The organism is Streptomyces sp. NPDC048521 (genome assembly GCF_043199855.1).
Lineage (GTDB): Bacteria > Actinomycetota > Actinomycetes > Streptomycetales > Streptomycetaceae > Streptomyces.
Genome location: NZ_JBICWR010000010.1, coordinates 122462 through 146980, shown reverse-complemented (window position 1 = coordinate 146980; position 24519 = coordinate 122462). Strand labels below are relative to the sequence as shown.

The following is a 24519-nucleotide window of genomic DNA, read 5'->3' as shown; positions in this document are numbered from 1 at the left end:
GCCCCAACCGGTGCACACCGAGCATCCGGTCGGATGCGGTACGTTGGGGGACACACGAAGGGTCGTAGCTCAATTGGTAGAGCACCGGTCTCCAAAACCGGCGGTTGGGGGTTCAAGTCCCTCCGGCCCTGCTACACACACCGCCAGGATGTGTGCGCATGTACGTACAGCAATGCACCGCCGTGCGGCTCAGAAACCGGGCGCGGCACGGCCACGACCCGGGATCAGGTGAGGATTATGACGGACGCCGTGGGCTCCATCGACACGCCTGATGCCGATGAGGTGCCTGAATCCACGAAGAGGGCCCGCAAGGGCGGCAAGCGTGCCAAGAAGGGCCCGCTCAAGCGCCTCGCCACCTTCTACCGCCAGATCATCGCGGAACTCCGCAAGGTCGTCTGGCCGTCACGCAACCAGCTGACGTCGTACACCACGGTGGTGATCTTCTTCGTCGCCATCATGATCGCCCTGGTGACCGTGATTGACTATGGGCTCAACCACGCGGCCAAGTACGTTTTCGGCTGAGCCAAGAGCGAAGGGCGCCGTGGTACCGGCGCCCGTTTTCGCATGTTCCACCCCTATGTATCCAGGAAGAAGCAGCCATCGTGTCTGACCCGAACCTGAACGACGCCATCGAGCCGGACGAGACGGTGGACGACGAGCTCGACATCGTCGAAGGCGCGGATGAGCAGGACGAGTTCGAGGCTGCCGAGGCCGAGTCGGGCGAGCCGGCCGAAGAGGCCGCCCTGCACGTCGAGGACGAGGAAGACGACGCCGAAGAGGGCGACGAGGAAGCCGCCGTCGCGGAGGCGGTCGAGGAGGAGCCGGCCGCGCCGGTCGACCCGATCGAGGCCCTGCGCGAGGAACTGCGCTCCCTGCCCGGCGAGTGGTACGTCATCCACACCTACGCCGGTTACGAGAACCGCGTGAAGACGAACCTGGAGCAGCGCGCCGTCTCGCTGAACGTCGAGGACTACATCTTCCAGGCCGAGGTGCCGCAGGAAGAGGTCGTCCAGATCAAGAACGGCGACCGCAAGACCATCAAGCAGAACAAGCTGCCGGGTTACGTCCTGGTCCGCATGGACCTGACCAACGAGTCCTGGGGTGTCGTCCGCAACACCCCCGGCGTCACCGGCTTCGTCGGCAACGCCTACGACCCGTACCCGCTGACCCTGGACGAGATCGTCAAGATGCTCGCCCCGGAGGCCGAGGAGAAGGCCGCCCGCGAGGCCGCCGAGGCCGAGGGCAAGCCCGCTCCGCAGCGCAAGGTCGAGGTCCAGGTGCTGGACTTCGAGGTCGGCGACTCGGTCACCGTCACCGACGGCCCGTTCGCCACGCTGCAGGCGACCATCAACGAGATCAACCCCGACTCGAAGAAGGTCAAGGGCCTGGTGGAGATCTTCGGCCGCGAGACGCCGGTCGAGCTCTCCTTCGACCAGATCCAGAAGAACTAGTTCTCTCTGGACGTACACCTTCCGTGCAGGTCAGGCGGGCTGCCACAGCCTGTCTGACCTGCACGGTTTTTGGCCGCGCATCTATACCCGTTATCGTTGTGCGGTATGCCTGCGCCCGGGTGGTCCCCGGATGCCGGCAGGACCCGAATCGAAAGGACCCGGAGAGCTATGCCTCCCAAGAAGAAGAAGGTCACGGGGCTCATCAAGCTCCAGATCCAGGCCGGCGCCGCCAACCCGGCCCCGCCGGTCGGCCCCGCGCTGGGTCAGCACGGTGTCAACATCATGGAGTTCTGCAAGGCCTACAACGCCGCGACCGAGTCGCAGCGCGGTTGGGTCATCCCGGTGGAGATCACGGTCTACGAGGACCGTTCCTTCACCTTCATCACCAAGACGCCGCCGGCCGCCAAGATGATCCTCAAGGCCGCGGGCATCGAGAAGGGCTCCGGCGAGCCGCACAAGACCAAGGTCGCCAAGATCACCGAGGCGCAGGTCCGCGAGATCGCCCAGACGAAGCTGCCCGACCTCAACGCCAACGACCTGGACGCGGCCGCGAAGATCATCGCCGGCACCGCGCGCTCCATGGGCGTCACGGTCGAGGGCTGAACCCACCCCTAGCAGTCATGCGGCCATAGCCGGTCGCACGTGGCAGGGCCTGCTCGGCCCGTACCACGACTCCTTTCAGAACACACAGGAGCAGTTGTGAGCAAGCGCAGCAAGGCTCTCCGCGCTGCGGACGCCAAGGTCGACCGGGAGAAGCTGTACGCCCCGCTCGAGGCCGTCCGTCTCGCCAAGGAGACCTCCACGACCAAGTTCGACGGCACCGTCGAGGTCGCCTTCCGCCTGGGTGTCGACCCGCGCAAGGCCGACCAGATGGTCCGTGGCACCGTGAACCTTCCGCACGGCACCGGTAAGACCGCCCGGGTCCTGGTCTTCGCGACCGGTGACCGTGCCGAGGCCGCGCGTGCCGCGGGCGCCGACATCGTCGGCGCCGACGAGCTGATCGACGAGGTGTCGAAGGGCCGTCTGGACTTCGACGCCGTCGTCGCCACCCCGGACCTCATGGGCAAGGTCGGCCGCCTCGGCCGCGTCCTCGGCCCGCGTGGTCTGATGCCGAACCCGAAGACCGGCACCGTCACCCCCGACGTGGCCAAGGCCGTCACCGACATCAAGGGCGGCAAGATCGAGTTCCGCGTCGACAAGCACTCGAACCTGCACTTCATCATCGGCAAGGCGTCGTTCGACGACAGCAAGCTGGTGGAGAACTACGGCGCCGCGCTGGAGGAGATCCTCCGTCTGAAGCCGTCCGCCGCCAAGGGCCGTTACATCAAGAAGGCCGCCATCACCACCACGATGGGCCCCGGCATCCCGGTCGACCCGAACCGCACCCGCAACCTCCTCGTCGAGGAGGACCCGGCCGCCGTCTGAGCCTTCCGCTCACCCCGGTAGCCGCGTCAGGTACGCGTCGGCAGAGGGCGGGCCTCCCCTGGAACCTTCCAGGTGCGGGGCCCGTCCTTTCTTTGTGCGACCTTCGTACGACTGTCGGTGGCCTGGGCTACGGTGCAGGCACAGGACTCGCAATAGGGGTGGGACTAGATGAAGAGCACGACCGCGCGCCGGACGGGCCTCTCGATCGCGGTGGTCGCCGCGCTCACGGGGGTGGCCGCCTGTGGCTCCTCGGACGGCGACAAGGGCGGCAAGGCGGCCGGCGGGGGCTCGATACACCTCAGCCCCATCGCGGCCCTGCGCTCCGTCGAGAAGTCCACCGACAACGCGGACTCGGCCAAGGTGCGCTCCACCACGGCCATGGGCGACCTGATGTCCATGAAGGCCGACGGCGCCCTCACCTGGGGCGACGGCCTCAAGGGCAATCTCACCATCACCTACACCGGCGGCCGGCTCGCCGAGATGATGCGCAAGGCGGGCACGTCGTCGATGGAGGCCCGGTATCTGCCGGACGCCTACTACGCGCACATGAGCGACGCCTACGCCCAGCAGACGGGCGGCAAGCACTGGCTGAAGTACTCGTACGACGACCTCGCCAAGCTCGGCGGCGCCTCCGGTTCGTACATGAAGGACCAGATCCAGACCGCCACGCCGAACCAGTCCGTGAAGATGCTGCTGGCCTCCGGCGACGTCAAGAAGGTCGGTGAGGAGACCGTCGCCGGCGCCCGCACCACGCACTACTCGGGCACGGTGGACGTCGCCGACCTCGCGGACAAGACCAGCAACCTCGGCGCGGACCAGATGGCGGCCCTGAAGAAGCAGCTCAGCCAGGCGGGCGTCACCACCGACACCGTCGACATCTGGATCAACGACGACAACCTGCTGGTCAAGAAGACCGAGAAGGCGGACACCGCCAACGGCACCATGACCAACACCACGTACTACAGCGACTACGGCGTGAAGGTCAGCGCCGAGGCGCCGCCGGCCGGCGACACGAAGGACTTCGCCGACCTGCTCAAGTCCGGCGGCACCGTCGCGGGCGGCACCGGCACCAGCTCCTGACCCCGGCGACACGCACCGACCGTGGCGGCCGGCAAGGCCCGCCACGGAAGGACCGGGGCGGGCCTTACGGGCCGATTTGCTCGACAGCGCCCCGGTCCCGTACTCTCCTACAGAAGCCAAAGACCGCTGGTCGTTGCCGCGTGCTCGTACGAGGGCGCGGTGGCCGAAGGATCCGCTGAAAAGTGGACGACCCGCGCAGGTGACAGTGGAAGTACTCCCGGAACGCACGCGCTCTCGTGTGTGCGGCCGGTCGAGTCCGCCCCGTGCGCCTGCGCCGGGGCGTTTCGTTTCCCCAGTCCTCCTTCGGGTCCGCGCGGTCAGAATCACCCGGAAGGAGGCCGAGGCTCTATGGCGAGGCCCGACAAGGCTGCCGCAGTGGCCGAGTTGACGGAGCAGTTCCGCAACTCCAACGCTGCCGTGCTGACCGAGTACCGCGGTCTCACCGTGGCGCAGCTCAAGACGCTGCGCCGGTCGCTCGGTGAGAACGCCCAGTACGCCGTGGTGAAGAACACGCTGACCAAGATTGCGGCCAACGAGGCCGGGATCACGACGCTGGACGACCTGTTCAACGGTCCGACGGCTGTCGCCTTCGTCACCGGTGACCCGGTGGAGTCGGCGAAGGGTCTCCGTGACTTCGCCAAGGACAACCCGAATCTCGTCATCAAGGGCGGTGTCCTTGATGGCAAGGCGCTGTCCGCCGACGAGATCAAGAAGCTTGCGGACCTCGAGTCCCGCGAGGTTCTGCTCAGCAAGCTGGCCGGTGCCTTCAAGGCGAAGCAGTCCCAGGCTGCCTCCGTCTTCCAGGCGCTGCCGTCGAAGCTCGTCCGCACCGTGGACGCGCTCCGTGCCAAGCAGGCCGAGCAGGGCGGTGCCGAGTAATTCGGCTCGCTTTCTGACCCTGGCCGCATGACGCGGCGAGGGTCTCAGCGGGCCGACGTACGCCCGCCTCACCCAGTACATCCGGCACCTGCCGATTGAGTGGAAGGACCGCCATCATGGCGAAGCTCACCCAGGACGAGCTGCTTGCCCAGTTCGAGGAGATGACCCTCATCGAGCTCTCCGAGTTCGTGAAGGCCTTCGAGGAGAAGTTCGACGTCACCGCCGCCGCTGCCGCGCCGGTCGTCGTCGCCGGTGGTGCCGCTGGTGGCGCCGCCGCCGAGGCCGAGGAGGAGAAGGACGAGTTCGACGTCATCCTCACCGGCGCCGGCGACAAGAAGATCCAGGTCATCAAGGTCGTGCGTGAGCTGACCTCGCTGGGTCTGAAGGAGGCCAAGGACCTCGTCGACGGCACCCCGAAGCCGGTCCTCGAGAAGGTCAACAAGGAGGCCGCCGACAAGGCTGCCGAGGCCCTCAAGGGCGCCGGCGCCTCCGTCGAGGTCAAGTAAGACCTTCCGGGTTCCCCGAACCCGGCTGCACGGCGAGTGCGGCCCGGAGCGCGGTAGAAGGCGCCCCGTAGGGCTGTAACGCGAACGCACCGAAGAGCGATCATCCATCCGGGTGGTCGCTCTTCGGCGTATGGGAGGGGCGCCCTCGGTTGCCTTGCACTCGCGACGTCGAGGGGTATGGTGATCTTCGTCGTGTCTCCGGCCAGTCTCGTTTGGACTGAGGGGCCTTGACGAACCGCACGCAGCGCGCAATTCTCAGGACGCGTCGTCACAAGGATCCGAATCCGAGGCATGGATCGGCGACGAAGAGGGCAGTATCAACGTGCGTTGAGGGCAGACATGCCGAGGGCGTTGAGAAGAGCGGTGAGCACAACGAGGGTCTCGAAAAACCCGCGCTGGACATCAGTGTGCCAAGTGGCTACACTGACCCTTTGCGCTGCCTGTTAGCTGTCCCCTGCCCGTCACCAGGGGTCTGCCCTCACTCGAGCATTGATGACACAAGCCCCTCGACCTGGGGTTTCTGTCTCTGTGTACGGGAGAGGGGCCGGTACGCGCGTAGTGAGTCCGAGCCCTCGGAAGGACCCCCTCTTGGCCGCCTCGCGCAATGCCTCGACCGCGAATACGAACAACGGCGCCAGCACCGCCCCGCTGCGCATCTCCTTTGCAAAGATCAAGGAGCCTCTCGAGGTTCCGAACCTGCTCGCGCTGCAGACCGAGAGCTTCGACTGGCTGCTCGGCAACACCGCCTGGCAGAGTCGGGTCGAGGAGGCTCTGGAGAACGGTCAGGACGTCCCCACCAAGTCCGGTCTGGAGGAGATCTTCGAGGAGATCTCTCCGATCGAGGACTTCTCCGGGTCGATGTCGCTGACGTTCCGGGACCACCGCTTCGAGCCGCCGAAGAACTCGATCGACGAGTGCAAGGAGCGCGACTTCACGTACGCGGCCCCGCTCTTCGTCACCGCCGAGTTCACCAACAACGAGACCGGTGAGATCAAGTCCCAGACGGTCTTCATGGGCGACTTCCCGCTCATGACGAACAAGGGCACCTTCGTCATCAACGGCACCGAGCGTGTCGTTGTGTCTCAGCTGGTCCGTTCCCCCGGTGTCTACTTCGACTCCACCATCGACAAGACGTCCGACAAGGACATCTTCTCCGCCAAGATCATCCCGTCCCGGGGTGCCTGGCTGGAGATGGAGATCGACAAGCGCGACATGGTCGGTGTCCGTATCGACCGCAAGCGCAAGCAGTCGGTCACCGTGCTGCTGAAGGCGCTCGGCTGGACCACCGAGCAGATCCTCGAGGAGTTCGGCGACTACGAGTCGATGCGCGCCACCCTGGAGAAGGACCACACCCAGGGCCAGGACGACGCGCTGCTCGACATCTACCGCAAGCTGCGTCCGGGCGAGCCCCCCACGCGTGAGGCCGCGCAGACGCTTCTTGAGAACCTCTACTTCAACCCCAAGCGCTACGACCTGGCGAAGGTCGGCCGCTACAAGGTGAACAAGAAGCTCGGTGCGGACGAGCCGCTGGACGCCGGCGTGCTGACCACCGACGACATCATCGCCACCATCAAGTACCTGGTGAAGCTGCACGCCGGTGAGACCGAGACGATCGGCGAGTCCGGTCGCTCCATCATGGTCGAGACCGACGACATCGACCACTTCGGCAACCGCCGCATCCGCAGCGTCGGCGAGCTGATCCAGAACCAGGTCCGTACGGGTCTCGCCCGTATGGAGCGCGTCGTGCGCGAGCGCATGACGACCCAGGACGTCGAGGCGATCACGCCGCAGACCCTGATCAACATCCGGCCGGTCGTCGCCTCCATCAAGGAGTTCTTCGGCACCAGCCAGCTGTCCCAGTTCATGGACCAGAACAACCCGCTGTCGGGTCTGACGCACAAGCGTCGTCTCAACGCGCTCGGCCCGGGTGGTCTCTCCCGTGAGCGGGCCGGCTTCGAGGTCCGTGACGTCCACCCGTCGCACTACGGCCGTATGTGCCCGATCGAGACGCCGGAAGGCCCGAACATCGGTCTGATCGGCTCGCTGGCCTCCTACGGCCGGGTCAACGCGTTCGGTTTCATCGAGACGCCGTACCGCAAGGTCGTCGACGGCCAGGTCACCGACGAGGTCGACTACCTGACCGCCGACGAGGAGGACCGCTTCGTCATCGCGCAGGCCAACGCGCCGCTCAACGACGAGATGCGGTTCGCCGAGTCCCGCGTGCTGGTCCGCCGCCGTGGCGGCGAGGTCGACTACGTCGGCCCCGAGGACGTGGACTACATGGACGTCTCGCCGCGCCAGATGGTGTCGGTCGCGACCGCCATGATCCCCTTCCTCGAGCACGACGACGCCAACCGTGCCCTCATGGGCGCGAACATGATGCGCCAGGCCGTTCCGCTGATTAAGTCGGAGTCCCCGCTCGTCGGTACCGGCATGGAGTACCGCTCCGCCGTCGACGCCGGCGACGTGGTCAAGGCCGAGAAGGACGGTGTGGTCCAGGAGGTCTCCGCGGACTACATCACCACGGCCAACGACGACGGCACGTACATCACGTACCGCCTGGCCAAGTTCTCCCGGTCCAACCAGGGCACCTCGGTCAACCAGAAGGTCATCGTCAACGAGGGCGACCGGATCATCACCGGTCAGGTCCTCGCCGACGGTCCGGCCACCCAGAACGGCGAGATGGCCCTCGGCAAGAACCTGCTCGTGGCGTTCATGCCGTGGGAGGGTCACAACTACGAGGACGCGATCATCCTGTCGCAGCGCCTCGTGCAGGACGACGTCCTCTCCTCGATCCACATCGAGGAGCACGAGGTCGACGCCCGTGACACCAAGCTCGGCCCCGAGGAGATCACCCGGGACATCCCGAACGTCTCCGAGGAGGTCCTCGCCGACCTCGACGAGCGCGGCATCATCCGCATCGGTGCCGAGGTCATCGCCGGCGACATCCTCGTCGGCAAGGTGACCCCGAAGGGTGAGACCGAGCTGACCCCCGAGGAGCGCCTGCTGCGCGCGATCTTCGGTGAGAAGGCCCGTGAGGTCCGTGACACCTCGCTGAAGGTGCCGCACGGCGAGACCGGCAAGGTCATCGGCGTGCGCGTCTTCGACCGCGAGGAGGGCGACGAGCTTCCCCCCGGTGTGAACCAGCTCGTGCGCGTGTACGTCGCGCAGAAGCGCAAGATCACCGACGGTGACAAGCTCGCCGGCCGTCACGGCAACAAGGGTGTCATCTCGAAGATCCTGCCCATCGAGGACATGCCGTTCCTCGAGGACGGAACTCCGGTCGACATCATCCTCAACCCGCTCGGCGTCCCGTCCCGAATGAACCCGGGACAGGTCCTGGAGATCCACCTCGGCTGGCTCGCCAGCCGCGGCTGGGACGTCTCCGGTCTCGCCGACGAGTGGGCCCAGCGCCTGCAGGCCATCGGCGCCGACCAGGTCGACCCCGGCACCAACGTCGCCACCCCGGTCTTCGACGGTGCCCGTGAGGACGAGCTGGCGGGTCTGCTGCAGCACACCATCCCGAACCGCGACGGCGAGCGCATGGTGCTCCCGTCCGGCAAGGCGCGGCTGTTCGACGGCCGTAGCGGTGAGCCGTTCCCGGACCCGATCTCGGTCGGCTACATGTACATCCTGAAGCTGCACCACCTGGTCGACGACAAGCTGCACGCCCGCTCGACCGGTCCGTACTCGATGATCACCCAGCAGCCGCTGGGTGGTAAGGCCCAGTTCGGTGGCCAGCGGTTCGGTGAGATGGAGGTGTGGGCCCTCGAGGCCTACGGCGCCGCGTACGCCCTCCAGGAGCTGCTGACCATCAAGTCCGACGACGTCACCGGCCGCGTGAAGGTCTACGAGGCCATCGTCAAGGGCGAGAACATCCCTGAGCCCGGCATTCCCGAGTCCTTCAAGGTGCTCATCAAGGAAATGCAGTCCCTGTGCCTCAACGTGGAGGTGCTGTCCTCGGACGGCATGTCCATCGAGATGCGCGACACCGACGAGGACGTCTTCCGCGCTGCGGAGGAGCTCGGTATCGACCTGTCCCGGCGCGAGCCGAGCAGCGTCGAAGAGGTCTGACGGGAGTCCGGCGGGGCCCTCACCCACAGGGCCCCGCCGACCCCCAGGCCCCCGTTTCAGACCACAGACTTTCGACCCTGAGAGGGATTGACGCATAGTGCTCGACGTCAACTTCTTCGACGAGCTCCGGATCGGCCTGGCCACCGCTGACGACATCCGTCAGTGGAGCCACGGCGAGGTCAAGAAGCCCGAGACCATCAACTACCGCACCCTGAAGCCCGAAAAGGACGGACTCTTCTGCGAGAAGATCTTCGGTCCGACCCGGGACTGGGAGTGCTACTGCGGCAAGTACAAGCGCGTCCGCTTCAAGGGCATCATCTGCGAGCGCTGTGGCGTCGAGGTCACGCGCGCCAAGGTGCGCCGTGAGCGGATGGGCCACATCGAGCTGGCCGCGCCCGTCACCCACATCTGGTACTTCAAGGGTGTCCCCTCGCGCCTCGGCTACCTGCTGGACCTGGCGCCGAAGGACCTCGAGAAGGTCATTTACTTCGCGGCGTACATGATCACGTACGTCGACGAGGAGCGCCGTACCCGCGACCTGCCCTCCCTGGAGGCGCACGTCTCGGTCGAGCGCCAGCAGATCGAGAACCGCCGCGACGCCGACCTGGAGGCCCGCGCCAAGAAGCTCGAGTCCGACCTGGCCGAGCTGGAGGCCGAGGGCGCCAAGGCCGACGTGCGCCGCAAGGTGCGCGAGGGTGCCGAGCGCGAGATGAAGCAGCTGCGTGACCGTGCGCAGCGCGAGATCGACCGCCTCGACGAGGTGTGGACCCGGTTCAAGAACCTCAAGGTCCAGGACCTCGAGGGCGACGAGCTGCTCTACCGCGAGCTGCGTGACCGCTTCGGCACGTACTTCGACGGTTCGATGGGTGCCGCGGCGCTGCAGAAGCGCCTGGAGTCCTTCGACCTGGAGGAGGAGGCCGAGCGCCTCCGCGAGATCATCCGTACCGGCAAGGGCCAGAAGAAGACCCGTGCGCTCAAGCGCCTGAAGGTCGTCTCCGCGTTCCTGCAGACCAGCAACAGCCCCAAGGGCATGGTGCTGGACTGCGTGCCGGTCATCCCGCCGGACCTGCGTCCGATGGTGCAGCTGGACGGTGGCCGCTTCGCGACCTCCGACCTGAACGACCTGTACCGCCGTGTGATCAACCGCAACAACCGTCTGAAGAGGCTCCTGGACCTCGGTGCCCCGGAGATCATCGTCAACAACGAGAAGCGCATGCTTCAGGAGGCTGTTGACGCCCTCTTCGACAACGGTCGTCGCGGCCGTCCGGTCACCGGTCCGGGCAACCGCCCGCTGAAGTCCCTCAGCGACATGCTGAAGGGCAAGCAGGGCCGTTTCCGTCAGAACCTGCTCGGTAAGCGAGTCGACTACTCGGCGCGTTCCGTCATCGTCGTCGGCCCGCAGCTGAAGCTGCACCAGTGCGGTCTGCCCAAGGCCATGGCGCTGGAGCTGTTCAAGCCGTTCGTGATGAAGCGCCTGGTCGACCTGAACCACGCGCAGAACATCAAGAGCGCCAAGCGCATGGTGGAGCGCGGCCGCACGGTCGTGTACGACGTCCTCGAAGAGGTCATCGCCGAGCACCCGGTTCTGCTGAACCGTGCTCCCACCCTGCACCGCCTCGGCATCCAGGCCTTCGAGCCGCAGCTGGTCGAGGGCAAGGCCATCCAGATCCACCCGCTCGTCTGCACCGCGTTCAACGCGGACTTCGACGGTGACCAGATGGCCGTGCACCTGCCGCTGTCCGCGGAGGCGCAGGCCGAGGCCCGCATCCTGATGCTGTCCTCGAACAACATCCTCAAGCCGGCCGACGGCCGTCCGGTGACGATGCCGACCCAGGACATGGTCCTCGGTCTGTTCTTCCTCACCACCGACGGCGAGATGCGTGACGTCAAGGGCGAGGGCCGTTCGTTCGCGTCCGTGGCCGAGGCGATCATGGCGTTCGACGCCGGCGAGCTGTCGCTGCAGTCGCGCGTGGACATCCGCTTCCCGGTGGGCACCATCCCGCCGCGCGGCTGGACCCCGCCGGCCCGCGAGGAGGGCGAGCCGGAGTGGCAGCAGGGTGACAGCTTCCGGCTGAACACCACCCTGGGCCGCGCGCTCTTCAACGAGCTGCTGCCCGAGGACTACCCGTTCGTCGACTACGAGGTCGGCAAGAAGCAGCTCTCCGAGATCGTCAACGACCTCGCCGAGCGGTACCCGAAGGTCATCGTGGCGGCGACGCTCGACAACCTGAAGGCGTCCGGCTTCTACTGGGCCACCCGTTCCGGTGTCACCGTCGCCATCTCCGACGTCGTCGTTCCCGAGGCGAAGAAGGAGATCGTCCGCGGCTACGAGGCGCAGGACGAGAAGGTCCAGAAGCAGTACGAGCGCGGTCTGATCACCAAGGACGAGCGCACGCAGGAACTCATCGCGATCTGGACCAAGGCGACCAACGAGGTCGCCGAGGCGATGAACGAGAACTTCCCGAAGACCAACCCGATCTTCATGATGGTGAACTCGGGTGCACGAGGCAACATGATGCAGATGCGTCAGATTGCCGGTATGCGTGGTCTGGTGTCGAACGCGAAGAACGAGACCATCCCGCGTCCGATCAAGGCGTCCTTCCGTGAGGGTCTGTCCGTGCTGGAGTACTTCATCTCCACGCACGGTGCCCGTAAGGGTCTGGCGGACACCGCTCTGCGTACCGCCGACTCGGGTTACCTCACCCGTCGTCTGGTCGACGTCTCCCAGGACGTCATCATCCGCGAGGAGGACTGCGGCACCGACCGCGGCCTCAAGCTCAAGATCGCGGAGCGGGGCGCGGACGGCGTGCTGCGCAAGGCGGACGACGTCGAGACGTCCGTGTACGCGCGCTGCCTCGCCGAGGACATCGTGGTCGACGGCCAGGTGCTGGCCCCGGCCGGCACCGACCTGGGCGACGTCCTCATCGAGGAGCTGGTCGGCCGTGGCGTCGAGGAGGTCAAGACCCGCTCGGTCCTGACCTGCGAGTCCGCCGTCGGTACCTGCGCGATGTGCTACGGCCGTTCGCTCGCCACCGGCAAGCTGGTCGACATCGGTGAGGCGGTCGGCATCATCGCCGCCCAGTCCATCGGTGAGCCCGGTACCCAGCTGACGATGCGTACCTTCCACACCGGTGGTGTGGCCGGTGACGACATCACCCAGGGTCTGCCCCGTGTCGTCGAGCTCTTCGAGGCCCGCACCCCGAAGGGTGTCGCCCCGATCTCCGAGGCCTCCGGCCGCGTGCGGATCGAGGAGACCGAGAAGACCAAGAAGATCGTCGTCACCCCGGACGACGGCAGCGACGAGACGGCGTACCCGATCTCGAAGCGTGCCAAGGTCCTGGTCCGCGAGGGCGACCACGTCGAGGTGGGCCAGCAGCTCACCGTGGGTGCCACCAACCCGCACGACGTGCTGCGCATCCTGGGTCAGCGTGCCGTCCAGGTCCACCTGGTCGGCGAGGTCCAGAAGGTGTACAACTCGCAGGGTGTGTCGATCCACGACAAGCACATCGAGATCATCATCCGGCAGATGCTCCGCCGCGTGACGATCATCGAGTCCGGCGACGCCGAGCTGCTGCCCGGTGAGCTGGTCGAGCGCTCGAAGTTCGAGACCGAGAACCGTCGTGTGGTCCAGGAGGGCGGTCACCCGGCCTCCGGTCGTCCGCAGCTGATGGGTATCACCAAGGCCTCGCTGGCGACGGAGTCCTGGCTGTCGGCCGCCTCCTTCCAGGAGACGACCCGAGTCCTGACGGACGCGGCGATCAACGCCAAGTCCGACAGCCTCATCGGCCTCAAGGAGAACGTCATCATCGGTAAGCTCATCCCGGCCGGTACGGGTCTGTCCCGCTACCGCAACATCCGGGTCGAGCCGACCGAGGAGGCCAAGGCCGCGATGTACTCGGCCGTCGGCTACGACGACATCGACTACTCGCCGTTCGGCACCGGCTCCGGTCAGGCCGTTCCGCTGGAGGACTACGACTACGGTCCGTACAACCAGTAAGCGAGCAGCATGAACCGAAGGGCGACCACTCCACTGGGGTGGCCGCCCTTCGGCGTTGTGCGGTGGCCGGCGACGCGGAGAGCCGTCAGAGGGCCTCGGAGGGCGTCCGCGGCCGGGGCCCAGGGGTGCGCCGGCCGCTGGGGCGTCCTGCGGGCGCCGGTGGGTGCGGGAGCGGCTCGCACGAGAGCGGGGAGGCGGGGTCGTCCCGAACGGCGTGCTCGAAGATCGACAACCGTCGATTCGAAGATCACGTAGCGTACAGGGGCTTGACATGCCCCGCAGGGCGAGGCGGGTGGGTCGCATTTGTTTTGACCACAGCGAATGAGGTAGGTACGCTCATACCTTGTGCCTGGGGTGTGCCCTGGCTCTCGTGCGTGCCTTCAACCGCATAGCGAGCCGTCACCGGCCACCGTAATCTGCGCCCTTTTCGCCTTGCGGCGGAAGTCTGCGGGATTCGACACACCCGACCGCGTGGGTCGGCGAAGTTCCAGGTTAGCTTTACCTATCGGCACACAGAAACCGGAGAAGTAGTGCCTACGATCCAGCAGCTGGTCCGCAAGGGCCGGCAGGACAAGGTCGAGAAGAACAAGACGCCCGCACTCGAGGGTTCCCCTCAGCGTCGCGGCGTCTGCACGCGTGTGTTCACGACCACCCCGAAGAAGCCGAACTCGGCCCTGCGTAAGGTCGCGCGTGTGCGTCTGACCAGCGGCATCGAGGTCACTGCTTACATTCCGGGTGAGGGACACAACCTGCAGGAGCACTCCATCGTGCTCGTGCGCGGCGGCCGTGTGAAGGACCTGCCGGGTGTTCGCTACAAGATCATCCGTGGCTCGCTCGACACCCAGGGTGTCAAGAACCGCAAGCAGGCTCGCAGCCGTTACGGCGCCAAGAAGGAGAAGTAAGAATGCCTCGTAAGGGCCCCGCCCCGAAGCGCCCGGTCATCATCGACCCGGTCTACGGTTCTCCTCTGGTGACCTCCCTGATCAACAAGGTGCTGCTGAACGGCAAGCGCTCCACCGCCGAGCGCATCGTCTACGGCGCCATGGAGGGCCTGCGCGAGAAGACCGGCAACGACCCGGTCATCACGCTGAAGCGCGCTCTCGAGAACATCAAGCCGACCCTCGAGGTCAAGTCCCGCCGTGTCGGTGGCGCCACCTACCAGGTCCCGGTCGAGGTCAAGCCCGGCCGCGCCAACACCCTGGCGCTGCGCTGGCTGGTCGGTTACTCCCGCGCCCGTCGCGAGAAGACCATGACCGAGCGTCTCCTCAACGAGCTTCTCGACGCCTCCAACGGCCTCGGTGCGGCCGTGAAGAAGCGCGAGGACACCCACAAGATGGCCGAGTCCAACAAGGCCTTCGCGCACTACCGCTGGTAGTCGCTACCCACATCGAGACCGAGAGAAGACTGAAGCCTTATGGCTACCACTTCACTTGACCTGGCCAAGGTGCGCAACATCGGCATCATGGCCCACATCGACGCGGGCAAGACGACCACCACCGAGCGGATCCTGTTCTACACCGGTGTGTCTTACAAGATCGGTGAGGTCCACGACGGCGCTGCCACCATGGACTGGATGGAGCAGGAGCAGGAGCGTGGCATCACGATCACCTCTGCTGCCACCACCTGTCACTGGCCGCTGGAGAACGTCGACCACACCATCAACATCATCGACACCCCGGGCCACGTCGACTTCACCGTCGAGGTGGAGCGCTCCCTGCGCGTGCTCGACGGTGCCGTGACGGTGTTCGACGGCGTCGCCGGCGTGGAGCCCCAGTCCGAGACGGTGTGGCGTCAGGCGGACCGCTACGGCGTCCCGCGCATCTGCTTCGTCAACAAGCTCGACCGGACCGGTGCCGAGTTCCACCGCTGCGTCGACATGATCAGCGACCGCCTGGGCGCGCAGCCGATCGTCATGCAGCTCCCGATCGGTGCCGAGGCCGACTTCAAGGGCGTCGTGGACCTGGTCCGCATGAAGGCGCTCGTGTGGTCCGCCGAGGCCACCAAGGGCGAGATGTACGACGTCGTCGACATCCCGGCCACGCACACCGAGGCCGCCGAGGAGTGGCGCGGCAAGCTGCTCGAGGCCGTCGCGGAGAACGACGAAGAGATCATGGAGCTGTACCTGGAGGGCGAGGAGCCTTCCGAGGAGCAGCTGTACGCCGCGATCCGTCGTATCACCATCGCGTCCGGCAAGGGCACCGGCACCACCGTGACCCCGGTGTTCTGCGGTACCGCGTTCAAGAACAAGGGCGTCCAGCCCCTGCTCGACGCGGTCGTGCGCTACCTGCCCTCCCCCGTTGACATCGAGGCCATCGAGGGCCACGCGGTCAACGACCCGGAGGAGGTCGTCCGCCGCAAGCCGTCCGACGACGAGCCGCTGTCGGCGCTGGCGTTCAAGATCATGAGCGACCCGCACCTCGGCAAGCTCACCTTCGTCCGGGTCTACTCGGGCCGCCTGGAGTCCGGCACGCAGGTGCTGAACTCCGTCAAGGGCAAGAAGGAGCGCATCGGCAAGATCTACCGCATGCACGCCAACAAGCGTGAGGAGATCGAGTCGGTGGGCGCCGGCGACATCGTCGCCGTCATGGGCCTGAAGCAGACCACCACCGGTGAGACGCTGTCCGACGACAAGCAGCCGGTGATCCTGGAGTCCATGGACTTCCCGGCGCCGGTCATCCAGGTCGCCATCGAGCCCAAGTCGAAGGGTGACCAGGAGAAGCTGGGCGTCGCGATCCAGCGCCTGGCCGAGGAGGACCCGTCCTTCCAGGTCCACTCGGACGAGGAGACCGGCCAGACCATCATCGGTGGTATGGGCGAGCTGCACCTCGAGGTGCTGGTCGACCGTATGCGCCGTGAGTTCAAGGTCGAGGCCAACGTCGGCAAGCCGCAGGTGGCGTACCGCGAGACGATCCGCAAGGCCGTCGAGCGCGTCGACTACACCCACAAGAAGCAGACCGGTGGTACCGGTCAGTTCGCGAAGGTGCAGATCGGCATCGAGCCGCTCGAGGGTGGCGACACCTCGTACGAGTTCGTGAACAAGGTGACCGGTGGTCGTATCCCGAAGGAGTACATCCCTTCGGTCGACGCCGGTGCGCAGGAGGCCATGCAGTTCGGCATCCTCGCCGGTTACGAGATGACCGGTGTCCGCGTGATCCTGCACGACGGTGCCTACCACGAGGTCGACTCCTCCGAGCTGGCCTTCAAGATCGCCGGTTCGCAGGCCTTCAAGGAGGCCGCGCGCAAGGCCAGCCCTGTGCTCCTTGAGCCGATGATGGCCGTCGAGGTCACCACGCCCGAGGACTACATGGGTGAGGTCATCGGCGACATCAACTCCCGCCGTGGCCAGATCCAGGCCATGGAGGAGCGGGCTGGTGCCCGCGTCGTGAAGGGCCTCGTGCCCCTGTCGGAGATGTTCGGCTACGTCGGCGACCTCCGCAGCAAGACGTCGGGTCGCGCAAGCTACTCGATGCAGTTCGACTCCTACGCCGAGGTTCCGCGGAACGTCGCCGAGGAGATCATCGCGAAGGCCAAGGGCGAGTAACGCACCGCGTTCACACGCCGTAGGCTTGACTCCGGAGCCTCCAGGGGCAAACGTCCGCAATCGTGAGCGTTTGCCCCGGGTTCCGGGCCTTTACAGCAAAGATCACCTGGCGCCGATGAAGTAAGGCGTACAGAACCACTCCACAGGAGGACCCCAGTGGCGAAGGCGAAGTTCGAGCGGACTAAGCCGCACGTCAACATCGGCACCATCGGTCACATCGACCACGGTAAGACGACCCTCACGGCCGCCATTACCAAGGTGCTGCACGACGCGTACCCGGACCTGAACGAGGCCACCCCGTTCGACAACATCGACAAGGCGCCCGAGGAGCGCCAGCGCGGTATCACCATCTCCATCGCGCACGTCGAGTACCAGACCGAGGCGCGTCACTACGCCCACGTCGACTGCCCGGGTCACGCGGACTACATCAAGAACATGATCACCGGTGCCGCGCAGATGGACGGCGCGATCCTGGTGGTCGCCGCCACCGACGGCCCGATGCCGCAGACCAAGGAGCACGTGCTCCTGGCCCGCCAGGTCGGCGTTCCGTACATCGTCGTCGCCCTGAACAAGGCCGACATGGTGGACGACGAGGAGATCCTGGAGCTCGTCGAGCTCGAGGTCCGTGAGCTCCTCACCGAGTACGAGTTCCCCGGCGACGACGTTCCGGTCGTCAAGGTCTCCGCGCTCAAGGCCCTCGAGGGCGAGCAGGAGTGGGTGGACTCCGTCCTCAACCTGATGAAGGCCGTCGACGAGTCGATCCCGCAGCCGGAGCGCGACGTCGACAAGCCGTTCCTCATGCCGATCGAGGACGTCTTCACCATCACCGGTCGCGGTACGGTCGTCACCGGCCGTATCGAGCGCGGTGTCCTCAAGGTGAACGAGGAAGTCGAGATCATCGGCATCAAGGAAGAGAAGACCAAGACCACGGTTACGGGCATCGAGATGTTCCGTAAGCTGCTGGACGAGGGTCAGGCCGGTGAGAACGTCGGTCTGCTGCTCCGCGGTATCAAGCGCGAGGACGTCGAGCGCGGCCAGGTCATCATCAAGCCGAACACGGTGACCCCGCACACCGACTTCGAGGCTCAGGCCTACATCCTGTCCAAGGACGAGGGTGGCCGCCACACGCCGTTCTTCAACAACTACCGCCCGCAGTTCTACTTCCGTACGACGGACGTGACCGGCGTGGTGACCCTCCCCGAGGGCACCGAGATGGTCATGCCGGGTGACAACACCGAGATGACGGTGGCGCTCATCCAGCCCGTCGCCATGGAGGAGGGCCTGAAGTTCGCCATCCGTGAGGGTGGCCGCACCGTGGGCGCCGGCCAGGTCACCAAGATCGTCAAGTAAGTTCCGCTTGCTTGAGGATCACCAGCTGATCTGAGGGGAGGCCCGTACGACTCCGGTCGTACGGGCCTCCTCTGCTTTTTGCCGGGTCGCTCCGAAAGTATTCGTCGCGCACGACCCGTTCCGCACCGCGTTCCCCGCCCTCCACTATTTGTCATGCCGCTGAGCAAATCAGGGTTCGGGTGGAGGGGAGACGCATGTCCGCACACGTCAGCCGCAGGACCGTGTTGGGCGCCGGTATGGCCGCGGTGCCGGTGCTGGCCTCCGGAACCGCACTCGCCGCCGGGGGAGGGCCGCGGGTGACGGACCCGGGGGCGTACATCTCCTTCACGGGAGGGGCGTTCTCCCTGGTCGGGGCGCCGGTGGTGGTCAGTCCCCAGGATCATCCCGGAGTCGTACGGGTCGCGGGCGACCTGCGGGACGACCTCGAACGCGTCACCGGCGTCCGCCCGGGCGCCACCCTCACCCGTCTGCCGGTGCTGCTCGGCACGATCGGCCGCAGTCCGCTGATCGACGGCCTGGTGCGCTCCGGGAAGCTCGATGTGACGGGCGTGCGCGGGCGGTGGGAGACCTCGCTGCAGACGGTCGTGGAGCACCCGATGCCGGGCGTGGAGCGGGCGTTCGTCATCGCGGGCAGCGATCCGCGGGGCACGATCTTCGGGGCGTACGACGTCTCGTACGGCATCGGCGTCTCACCCTGGCACTGGTGGGACGACGTGCCGCCGGTGCGGCGCGACGCGGTGTGGGTCCGGCCGGGCCGGTTCAGCCAGGGCACGCCGGCGGTGAGGTACCGGGGCATCTTCATCAACGACGAGAACCCGGCCCTCGGCACCTGGGCACCGGCGTACTTCGGCCCGGGGAAGGCCCCCGGCCACCCCGGTGGCTTCACCGCCGACTTCTACGCGAAGGTCTTCGAGGTCCTGCTGCGGCTGAAGGGGAACTACCTGTGGCCGGCGGTCTGGGGTCGGGCCTTCGCTGAGGACGACCCGGACAACCACCGGCGGGCCGCGGAGTACGGAGTTGTCATGGGCACGTCTCACGAGGCGCCGATGATGCGGGGCATCGAGGAGTGGAACCGGCACGCGGGCTCCGGCCACGACCCCTACGGGGGCACGGGCGAGTGGTCGTACCGCCGCAACGCGGAGTCGATCAAGAAGTACTGGCGGGCGGGCATCCAGCGCATGGTGGACCAGGGCTTCGAGGGCGTCGTGACGCTCGGCATGCGCGGCAACGGCGACACCAGCCTCCCCGACGGCGACGGCATCGAGCTGATGCAGGAGATCATCGCGGAACAGCGCCGGATCATCGAGGAGGTGACGGGACGGCCGGCGGCGCAGACACCGCAGGCGTGGACGCTGTACAAGGAGGTGCAGCGGTACTGGGACCGAGGCCTGCGCGCACCGGACGACGTCACCGTGGTCCTCACGGACGACAACTGGGGCAACATCCGCAAACACCCGGACGGCCCCCGCCCCGGCGGCTACGGCCTCTACTACCACTTCGACTACGTCGGAGCCGGCCGCAACTACAAGTGGGTCGACACGGCCAACCTGCGCAACGTCTGGGACCAGCTCCACCAGGCGCACGCGTACGGCAACCACGGCCTGTGGGTGGCGAACGTGGGTGACCTGAAGGGCAACGAACTGCCCACGGAGTTCTTCCTCGGCTACGCCTGGAACCCCTCTGGTTGGCCGCTCGAACGACTCGGCGAGTGGGAGGAGCGCTACGCCCGGCAGAACTTCGGCGAGGCTCCGGCGAAGGAGATCGCCTCGGTGCTGTCGGCATACGGCCGCCTCCAGGCACGCCGCAAACCCGAGTTGCTGAACCGCCGGATCACACGTACCGGTGACCAGGTGGTCCTCGACGACCAGCAGACCCCCTACTACTTCGCACACCGCGAACTGGAGCGGGTCACGTGGGAGTGGCGGCGGCTGGGCAGGCGGGCGGAACGGATCGCCCGGCGGCTGCCCGCCGAACGGCAGGACGCCTGGTTCGAGCTGGTCGGCTACGAGGTGACGGCGACCGCGAACCTCTACGCCCTGCGCGAGGCCGAGTTCACCAACCTCCTCTACGCCCGCCAGGGCCGTGCGGCGACGAACGACCGCGCGGCCGCCGCGGAGGCCGCTCTGGCCCGGGACCTCGCCCTCGCGGACCGTTTCGACTCGGTGGCGGGCGGCAAATGGCGGGGCTTCCAGACCCAGCCGCACATCGACTACGGGGACGCCGACCGGTACGGCCCCGACGCGGGCTGGCAGCAGCCCGAGAAGGACAACGTGGCCCTGCCCGACGTGCTCTTCCCGGCGGTGCGCCGGATCGACCCGCCGGTGGCCGCGGAGCTGGGGGTGTCGGTCGACGGCACGGAGGACGCGGGCACGTGGTGGCCCGGAGGCGCGACGGACGAGGCGTCCCTGCCGCCCTTCAGCCCGTACCAGACCCGCCCCCAGCAGTACGTGGAGCTCTTCAACCGGGGCCGGACCCCCTTCGACTACGAGGTGGAGACCTCGGCGCCGTGGCTCGTGGTGGACCGGCCGCGGGGGCGGGTGGAGCAACAGGTCCGGGTGGAGATCAGGGTGGACTGGTCCCGGGCACCGGCGGGCCGCTCGGAGGGGTCGCTGACGGTCAGCGGCGCGGGCACGTCGGTGACGGTCGGGTGCGTGGCGCAGCAGCCGTCACCCAGGGGCCTGCACGGGTTCGTCGAGGCCGGCGGGTACCTGGCGATCGACGCGGAGCACTACGACCGCGCGGTGGGGGAGTGGCGGCGACTGGACGGCATCGGCCGCACGGGCGCGGGGATGACCCCGTGGCCGGTCACGTCACCACGCCAAACGCCCGGCGGGCCGTCGTCCCCTCGGCTGGAGTACGAGGTGAGCCTGCTGACGGGGCCGGGCGAGGTGACGGTCTGGGCGTACCTGTCCCCCCGCAACCCGGCCCTGCCCACCGCCGGCCTGCGCTACGCGGTGTCCTTCGACGACGCCGACCCCCAGTCGGTGGACATCACGGCGGGCGCCGACGACGGGCTCCTCAACGCGATCTGGGCGAGGAACACCTCGGACAACGTCAACGCGACGGTCACGCGACACACCGTGACGAAGATCGGCGTCCAACGGTTGAAGTTCTGGATGGTGGATCCGACGGTGGTGCTGCAGCGGCTCCTGATCGACACGGGAGGGCTGCCGGCGCTGTACCTGGGTCCGCTGGAGAGTCGGCGGCTGTAGTACGGCGATACGGCGAGGGGTGGACGGTGGGCGGTCTGAGCGGTGGCCACGGGCCGAAGGGCTTGGTGTCCTCACCCGCGGAGAAGCGGGCGGCGGCGAAGGCCGTCGAGGACCGCATCGAGAAGGACACCCGCAGGGCGGGAGCCTGGGCGGACGACGAGACCGGGGCGGCGGTGAAGGCCTTCGGCGCGCGGGACGGGGACGGCTGGCTGACCTCGGGCGCGCTGCGCGCGGCCCACCGGACCTGGACCGGGCAGGTGAAGAACCTGATGGACCGGCTGGGGGCGGACAAGGACGCGCTGCGCGCCGCGAACACGGTGCTGACCAGCGCGGACCTGGCCGTCGGAGCGCGGGCCCGGCAGTTGTCCGCGCTGGATCGGTACTGACGGGGGGCGGCCGCGGATGCCGACGTACCACGAGATCATGACCGCCGACCTCGGCACGCTGACCACCGCGGCCGAGCGCTGGGAGGGCATGGCGGGACAGTTCGCCAAGCAGGAGCAGGCCTACCGGCGGGATGTGTACGGCGTGTCGGCGGGGGGCGCGCACTGGGTGGGCATGAGCGCGGAGGCGGCGCACGGGCGCTTCGCCGTCACGCTCAAGGAGTTCCAGTACGCGCAGACGGAGGCGAAGGCGATCGCCTCCCTGCTGCGGGACGCACACGCCCAGTTCGTGGAGCTGAAGGGCCGGCTGACGGCCGCGCGGCGGGAGGCGGTGGCGGCCGGGATGCGCGTCTCGGACGGCGGCCTGGTCAGTGCGGATCCCGAACGGGTGAAGGACGGCGAGCACGGCTCCGGGACCCACCCCGAAACGGCCGTACGTGCCTGGCAGGACCGCATCGACAAGGCGGTACGGGACGTCACGGACGCGGACACGGGAGTCCAGCTCGCGCTGGCGGCGGCGGTCGTCGACCCCGACCTGCCGGCCGGGGGCCGGGGCTTCAACGGCAGGGCCATGGGGGACGTCGAGAAGTACGAGGCGCGGGCGGCGGAACGGGCGCTGGAGGAACTGAGCCAGGGCGGGCACCTGTCACGGCGTGAACTGGCCGAACTGGAGCGGGCGTTCCGCGACAACGCCGACGACGAGGGGTTCTCGCGGACGCTGCTGGACGACTTGGGGCCGAAGGGCACGCTCCGGCTGACGAACGAGCTGAGCGACCTGATCCATGTGCGGGGCGGCGACCGAACCGGCGACTACTCGACCCTTGAGAAGGGCCTGGCGCACACCCTGGCGACGGCCACGAGGGACACGGACTCGCCCTGGTACAAGCGGTGGCGCGCAGACATGCGGCAGGCCGGCCTCGAGCACTACGCCACGGACGCGCAGGGTGCGCGGCTTGACAAGGCGGTGGGCTACCAGTCGCTCGTCACCCTGATGAGCCAGGGGCACGGATACGCGCCGCGGATGCTCGAGGACCTCACGGACGACATGATCGCGGCAGAGAAGAGCCATCCGGGCATCTGGCGGTCGAAGGGCGACTACAGCGGCAAGGACGACGGCTGGTTCGCCAACGACCCGGTGGACGGCGCGCTGGCCATCATGAGCCGGGACCCCCACACGGCTGCGGACTACCTGAGTTCCGAGGCCCGCATGACGTACCTGATGAAGGAACGCGACTGGAACGTCGTCCTTCACGAGCACGAGGGGCCGAAGGACAGCACCTACGCGCCGGGCACGGACACAGACGATCGCACCGGCTTCGGGGCGGCGCTGCAGGCGGCGGCGACGGGGATGGACCCGGCGGACAGGAACGCGCACTACGTCGCCCACAGCAAGCAGAACGAGGCGGTTCTCCGTTCGGCGCTGGGCTGTCTGGCGGACCGGGGCGACGACTTTCCGCCGTCCCTGCGACGCCCCATGGCCAACGTCCTGGTCAACCACGGTGCCGCCGTCCACGCCTCCATGAGCGAGATCGACATCGCCCACTCCCCGCTGAAGCAGGACCAGCTCTTCGAGGTGGCGAAGCAGATCTCCAAGGACAAGGAGGCCTACGGCACGCTGAACGGGGGGCTGAACCAGGCGATGGTCTCGCACATGCATGGCGACCACTCCCACTCCGCGGAATCCCTGACCCGAGCCGGCCGCACGGTGGGCTTCCTGGAAGAGGCCCGCATCCAGGCGGAGGGGGAGCCCAAGACCGCGGAGTTCGAAGCGAAGCCGATCTTCGACACGGCGATCGGTTACCTCCCGGTCGCGAGCGGTGATGTACAGGCTGGGTTCGACTATGTGACGGATCAGTGGCTTGCGGATGAGCAGAAGAGGCTGGATGACAAACAGGCTGATGACAATGTTCGGGCCTACTCCAAGAGGAACGGCCAGTTGATGGCACTCGCCCAAGAATGGATGAAGACGCACAAGGTGGATGAGCGTTCGTATTTCCATCCAAAAGAGGAGATCAATAGGTCCGCCCGCGACGGAGTCGCTCACGCGGCTGGGATGTCAGGGGAACGACCCGCGTGAACAAGCTCTGCCGTGTTAGCGCGCTCGGGTTGGTGGCCTTGTTTCTCTCCCTGTTCTTGACCTCGTGCAGCAGAGGCGCTGATCACTCTGTACCTGAAGCCATCTGCGGCACTCGCATCGACCCTGCTCTGACTCGTTTGCTCCTACCCTCCCTCGAGGACCTGCATGAGTTCACCCGGGTCGATCGCGACGAGGCGATCACGGCGCCTTGCGTGCTTCTATCGGGGCGTCAGCCCGTACTCGAGTTTCAGTTCTCCTGGGACGAAACTGCCACGGACCTCATGTATCTGGCGACAGGCAACGGCACCGTCTCGCGGGTGAATCAGCCTCGCAAGGCAGATTTCGGGATGAAGGCGATCGCGGGAACCGACGGAGCCATTGCGACCACTCGATGCAGAACCAAGGGCGGAAACTACTTCACCCTCACTCTCCAGCTCCCCCGGATCAAGCCGACGGACCAGTCCCATCGCAAGGACATCGAGGCGTTCATGCGGGCCTACTTTCCTGCGACTCTCAGGACGATGGGGTGTGCGTGAGCCGCGTA

General features: G+C 67.1%; 17 protein-coding genes and 1 tRNA gene. All 18 read left to right on the top strand.

Features of this window, described 5'->3' with window-relative positions:
• Positions 1–58: 58 nt before the first annotated feature.
• A tRNA-Trp gene (locus ACGFRF_RS23570) sits at positions 59–131 on the top strand.
• Between the two features lie 106 nt (positions 132–237).
• A complete protein-coding gene (gene secE, locus ACGFRF_RS23565) occupies positions 238–522 on the top strand; it encodes a preprotein translocase subunit SecE (protein ID WP_393742917.1) in 285 nt (94 codons plus the stop codon).
• 80 nt (positions 523–602) lie between these two features.
• Entirely contained in the window at positions 603–1451 is an 849-nt protein-coding gene (gene nusG / locus ACGFRF_RS23560) for a transcription termination/antitermination protein NusG (RefSeq protein WP_393742915.1), read from the top strand.
• 168 nt (positions 1452–1619) lie between these two features.
• Positions 1620–2054 (top strand): 50S ribosomal protein L11, encoded by a 435-nt coding sequence (gene rplK / locus ACGFRF_RS23555; protein WP_003998857.1) that lies wholly within the window; start codon positions 1620–1622, stop codon positions 2052–2054.
• Between the two features lie 96 nt (positions 2055–2150).
• Positions 2151–2876: a 50S ribosomal protein L1 gene (gene rplA, locus ACGFRF_RS23550; protein WP_393742913.1), complete on the top strand. Its 726-nt coding sequence runs from the start codon at positions 2151–2153 to the stop codon at positions 2874–2876.
• Positions 2877–3044: 168 nt separating this feature from the next.
• A complete protein-coding gene (locus ACGFRF_RS23545; protein WP_393742911.1) occupies positions 3045–3956 on the top strand; it encodes a hypothetical protein in 912 nt (303 codons plus the stop codon).
• A gap of 348 nt (positions 3957–4304) precedes the next feature.
• A complete protein-coding gene (gene rplJ, locus ACGFRF_RS23540) occupies positions 4305–4835 on the top strand; it encodes a 50S ribosomal protein L10 (protein ID WP_356940777.1) in 531 nt (176 codons plus the stop codon).
• 116 nt (positions 4836–4951) lie between these two features.
• Complete coding sequence (gene rplL / locus ACGFRF_RS23535) at positions 4952–5341, top strand: 50S ribosomal protein L7/L12 (protein ID WP_351246405.1); 390 nt, start codon at positions 4952–4954, stop codon at positions 5339–5341.
• A 588-nt stretch (positions 5342–5929) separates the two neighbouring features.
• Positions 5930–9415, top strand: a complete 3486-nt coding sequence (gene rpoB, locus ACGFRF_RS23530) for a DNA-directed RNA polymerase subunit beta (protein WP_393742909.1) — start codon at positions 5930–5932, stop codon at positions 9413–9415.
• A gap of 97 nt (positions 9416–9512) precedes the next feature.
• Positions 9513–13412 (top strand): DNA-directed RNA polymerase subunit beta', encoded by a 3900-nt coding sequence (locus ACGFRF_RS23525; protein ID WP_393742907.1) that lies wholly within the window; start codon positions 9513–9515, stop codon positions 13410–13412.
• A 530-nt stretch (positions 13413–13942) separates the two neighbouring features.
• Positions 13943–14314 (top strand): 30S ribosomal protein S12, encoded by a 372-nt coding sequence (gene rpsL / locus ACGFRF_RS23520; protein WP_003948652.1) that lies wholly within the window; start codon positions 13943–13945, stop codon positions 14312–14314.
• A 2-nt stretch (positions 14315–14316) separates the two neighbouring features.
• Positions 14317–14787 carry a 30S ribosomal protein S7 gene (rpsG, locus tag ACGFRF_RS23515; protein WP_003998848.1) on the top strand — a complete coding sequence of 157 codons (471 nt, stop codon included), beginning with the start codon at positions 14317–14319 and terminating at the stop codon, positions 14785–14787.
• Positions 14788–14826: 39 nt separating this feature from the next.
• A complete protein-coding gene (fusA, locus tag ACGFRF_RS23510; RefSeq protein ID WP_393742904.1) occupies positions 14827–16953 on the top strand; it encodes an elongation factor G in 2127 nt (708 codons plus the stop codon).
• A 156-nt stretch (positions 16954–17109) separates the two neighbouring features.
• On the top strand, positions 17110–18303 hold the full coding sequence (gene tuf, locus ACGFRF_RS23505) for an elongation factor Tu (protein ID WP_356940766.1): 1194 nt from the start codon (positions 17110–17112) through the stop codon (positions 18301–18303).
• A 194-nt stretch (positions 18304–18497) separates the two neighbouring features.
• On the top strand, positions 18498–21515 hold the full coding sequence (locus ACGFRF_RS23500) for a glycosyl hydrolase 115 family protein (protein WP_393742902.1): 3018 nt from the start codon (positions 18498–18500) through the stop codon (positions 21513–21515).
• Between the two features lie 65 nt (positions 21516–21580).
• On the top strand, positions 21581–21901 hold the full coding sequence (locus ACGFRF_RS23495; protein ID WP_393742900.1) for a hypothetical protein: 321 nt from the start codon (positions 21581–21583) through the stop codon (positions 21899–21901).
• A 16-nt stretch (positions 21902–21917) separates the two neighbouring features.
• Positions 21918–23975, top strand: coding sequence for a hypothetical protein (locus ACGFRF_RS23490; protein ID WP_393742898.1), 2058 nt, complete (start codon positions 21918–21920; stop codon positions 23973–23975).
• A complete protein-coding gene (locus ACGFRF_RS23485; RefSeq protein WP_393742896.1) occupies positions 23972–24511 on the top strand; it encodes a hypothetical protein in 540 nt (179 codons plus the stop codon). The genes ACGFRF_RS23490 and ACGFRF_RS23485 overlap by 4 nt, the downstream gene beginning before the upstream one ends.
• Positions 24512–24519 lie beyond the last annotated feature (8 nt).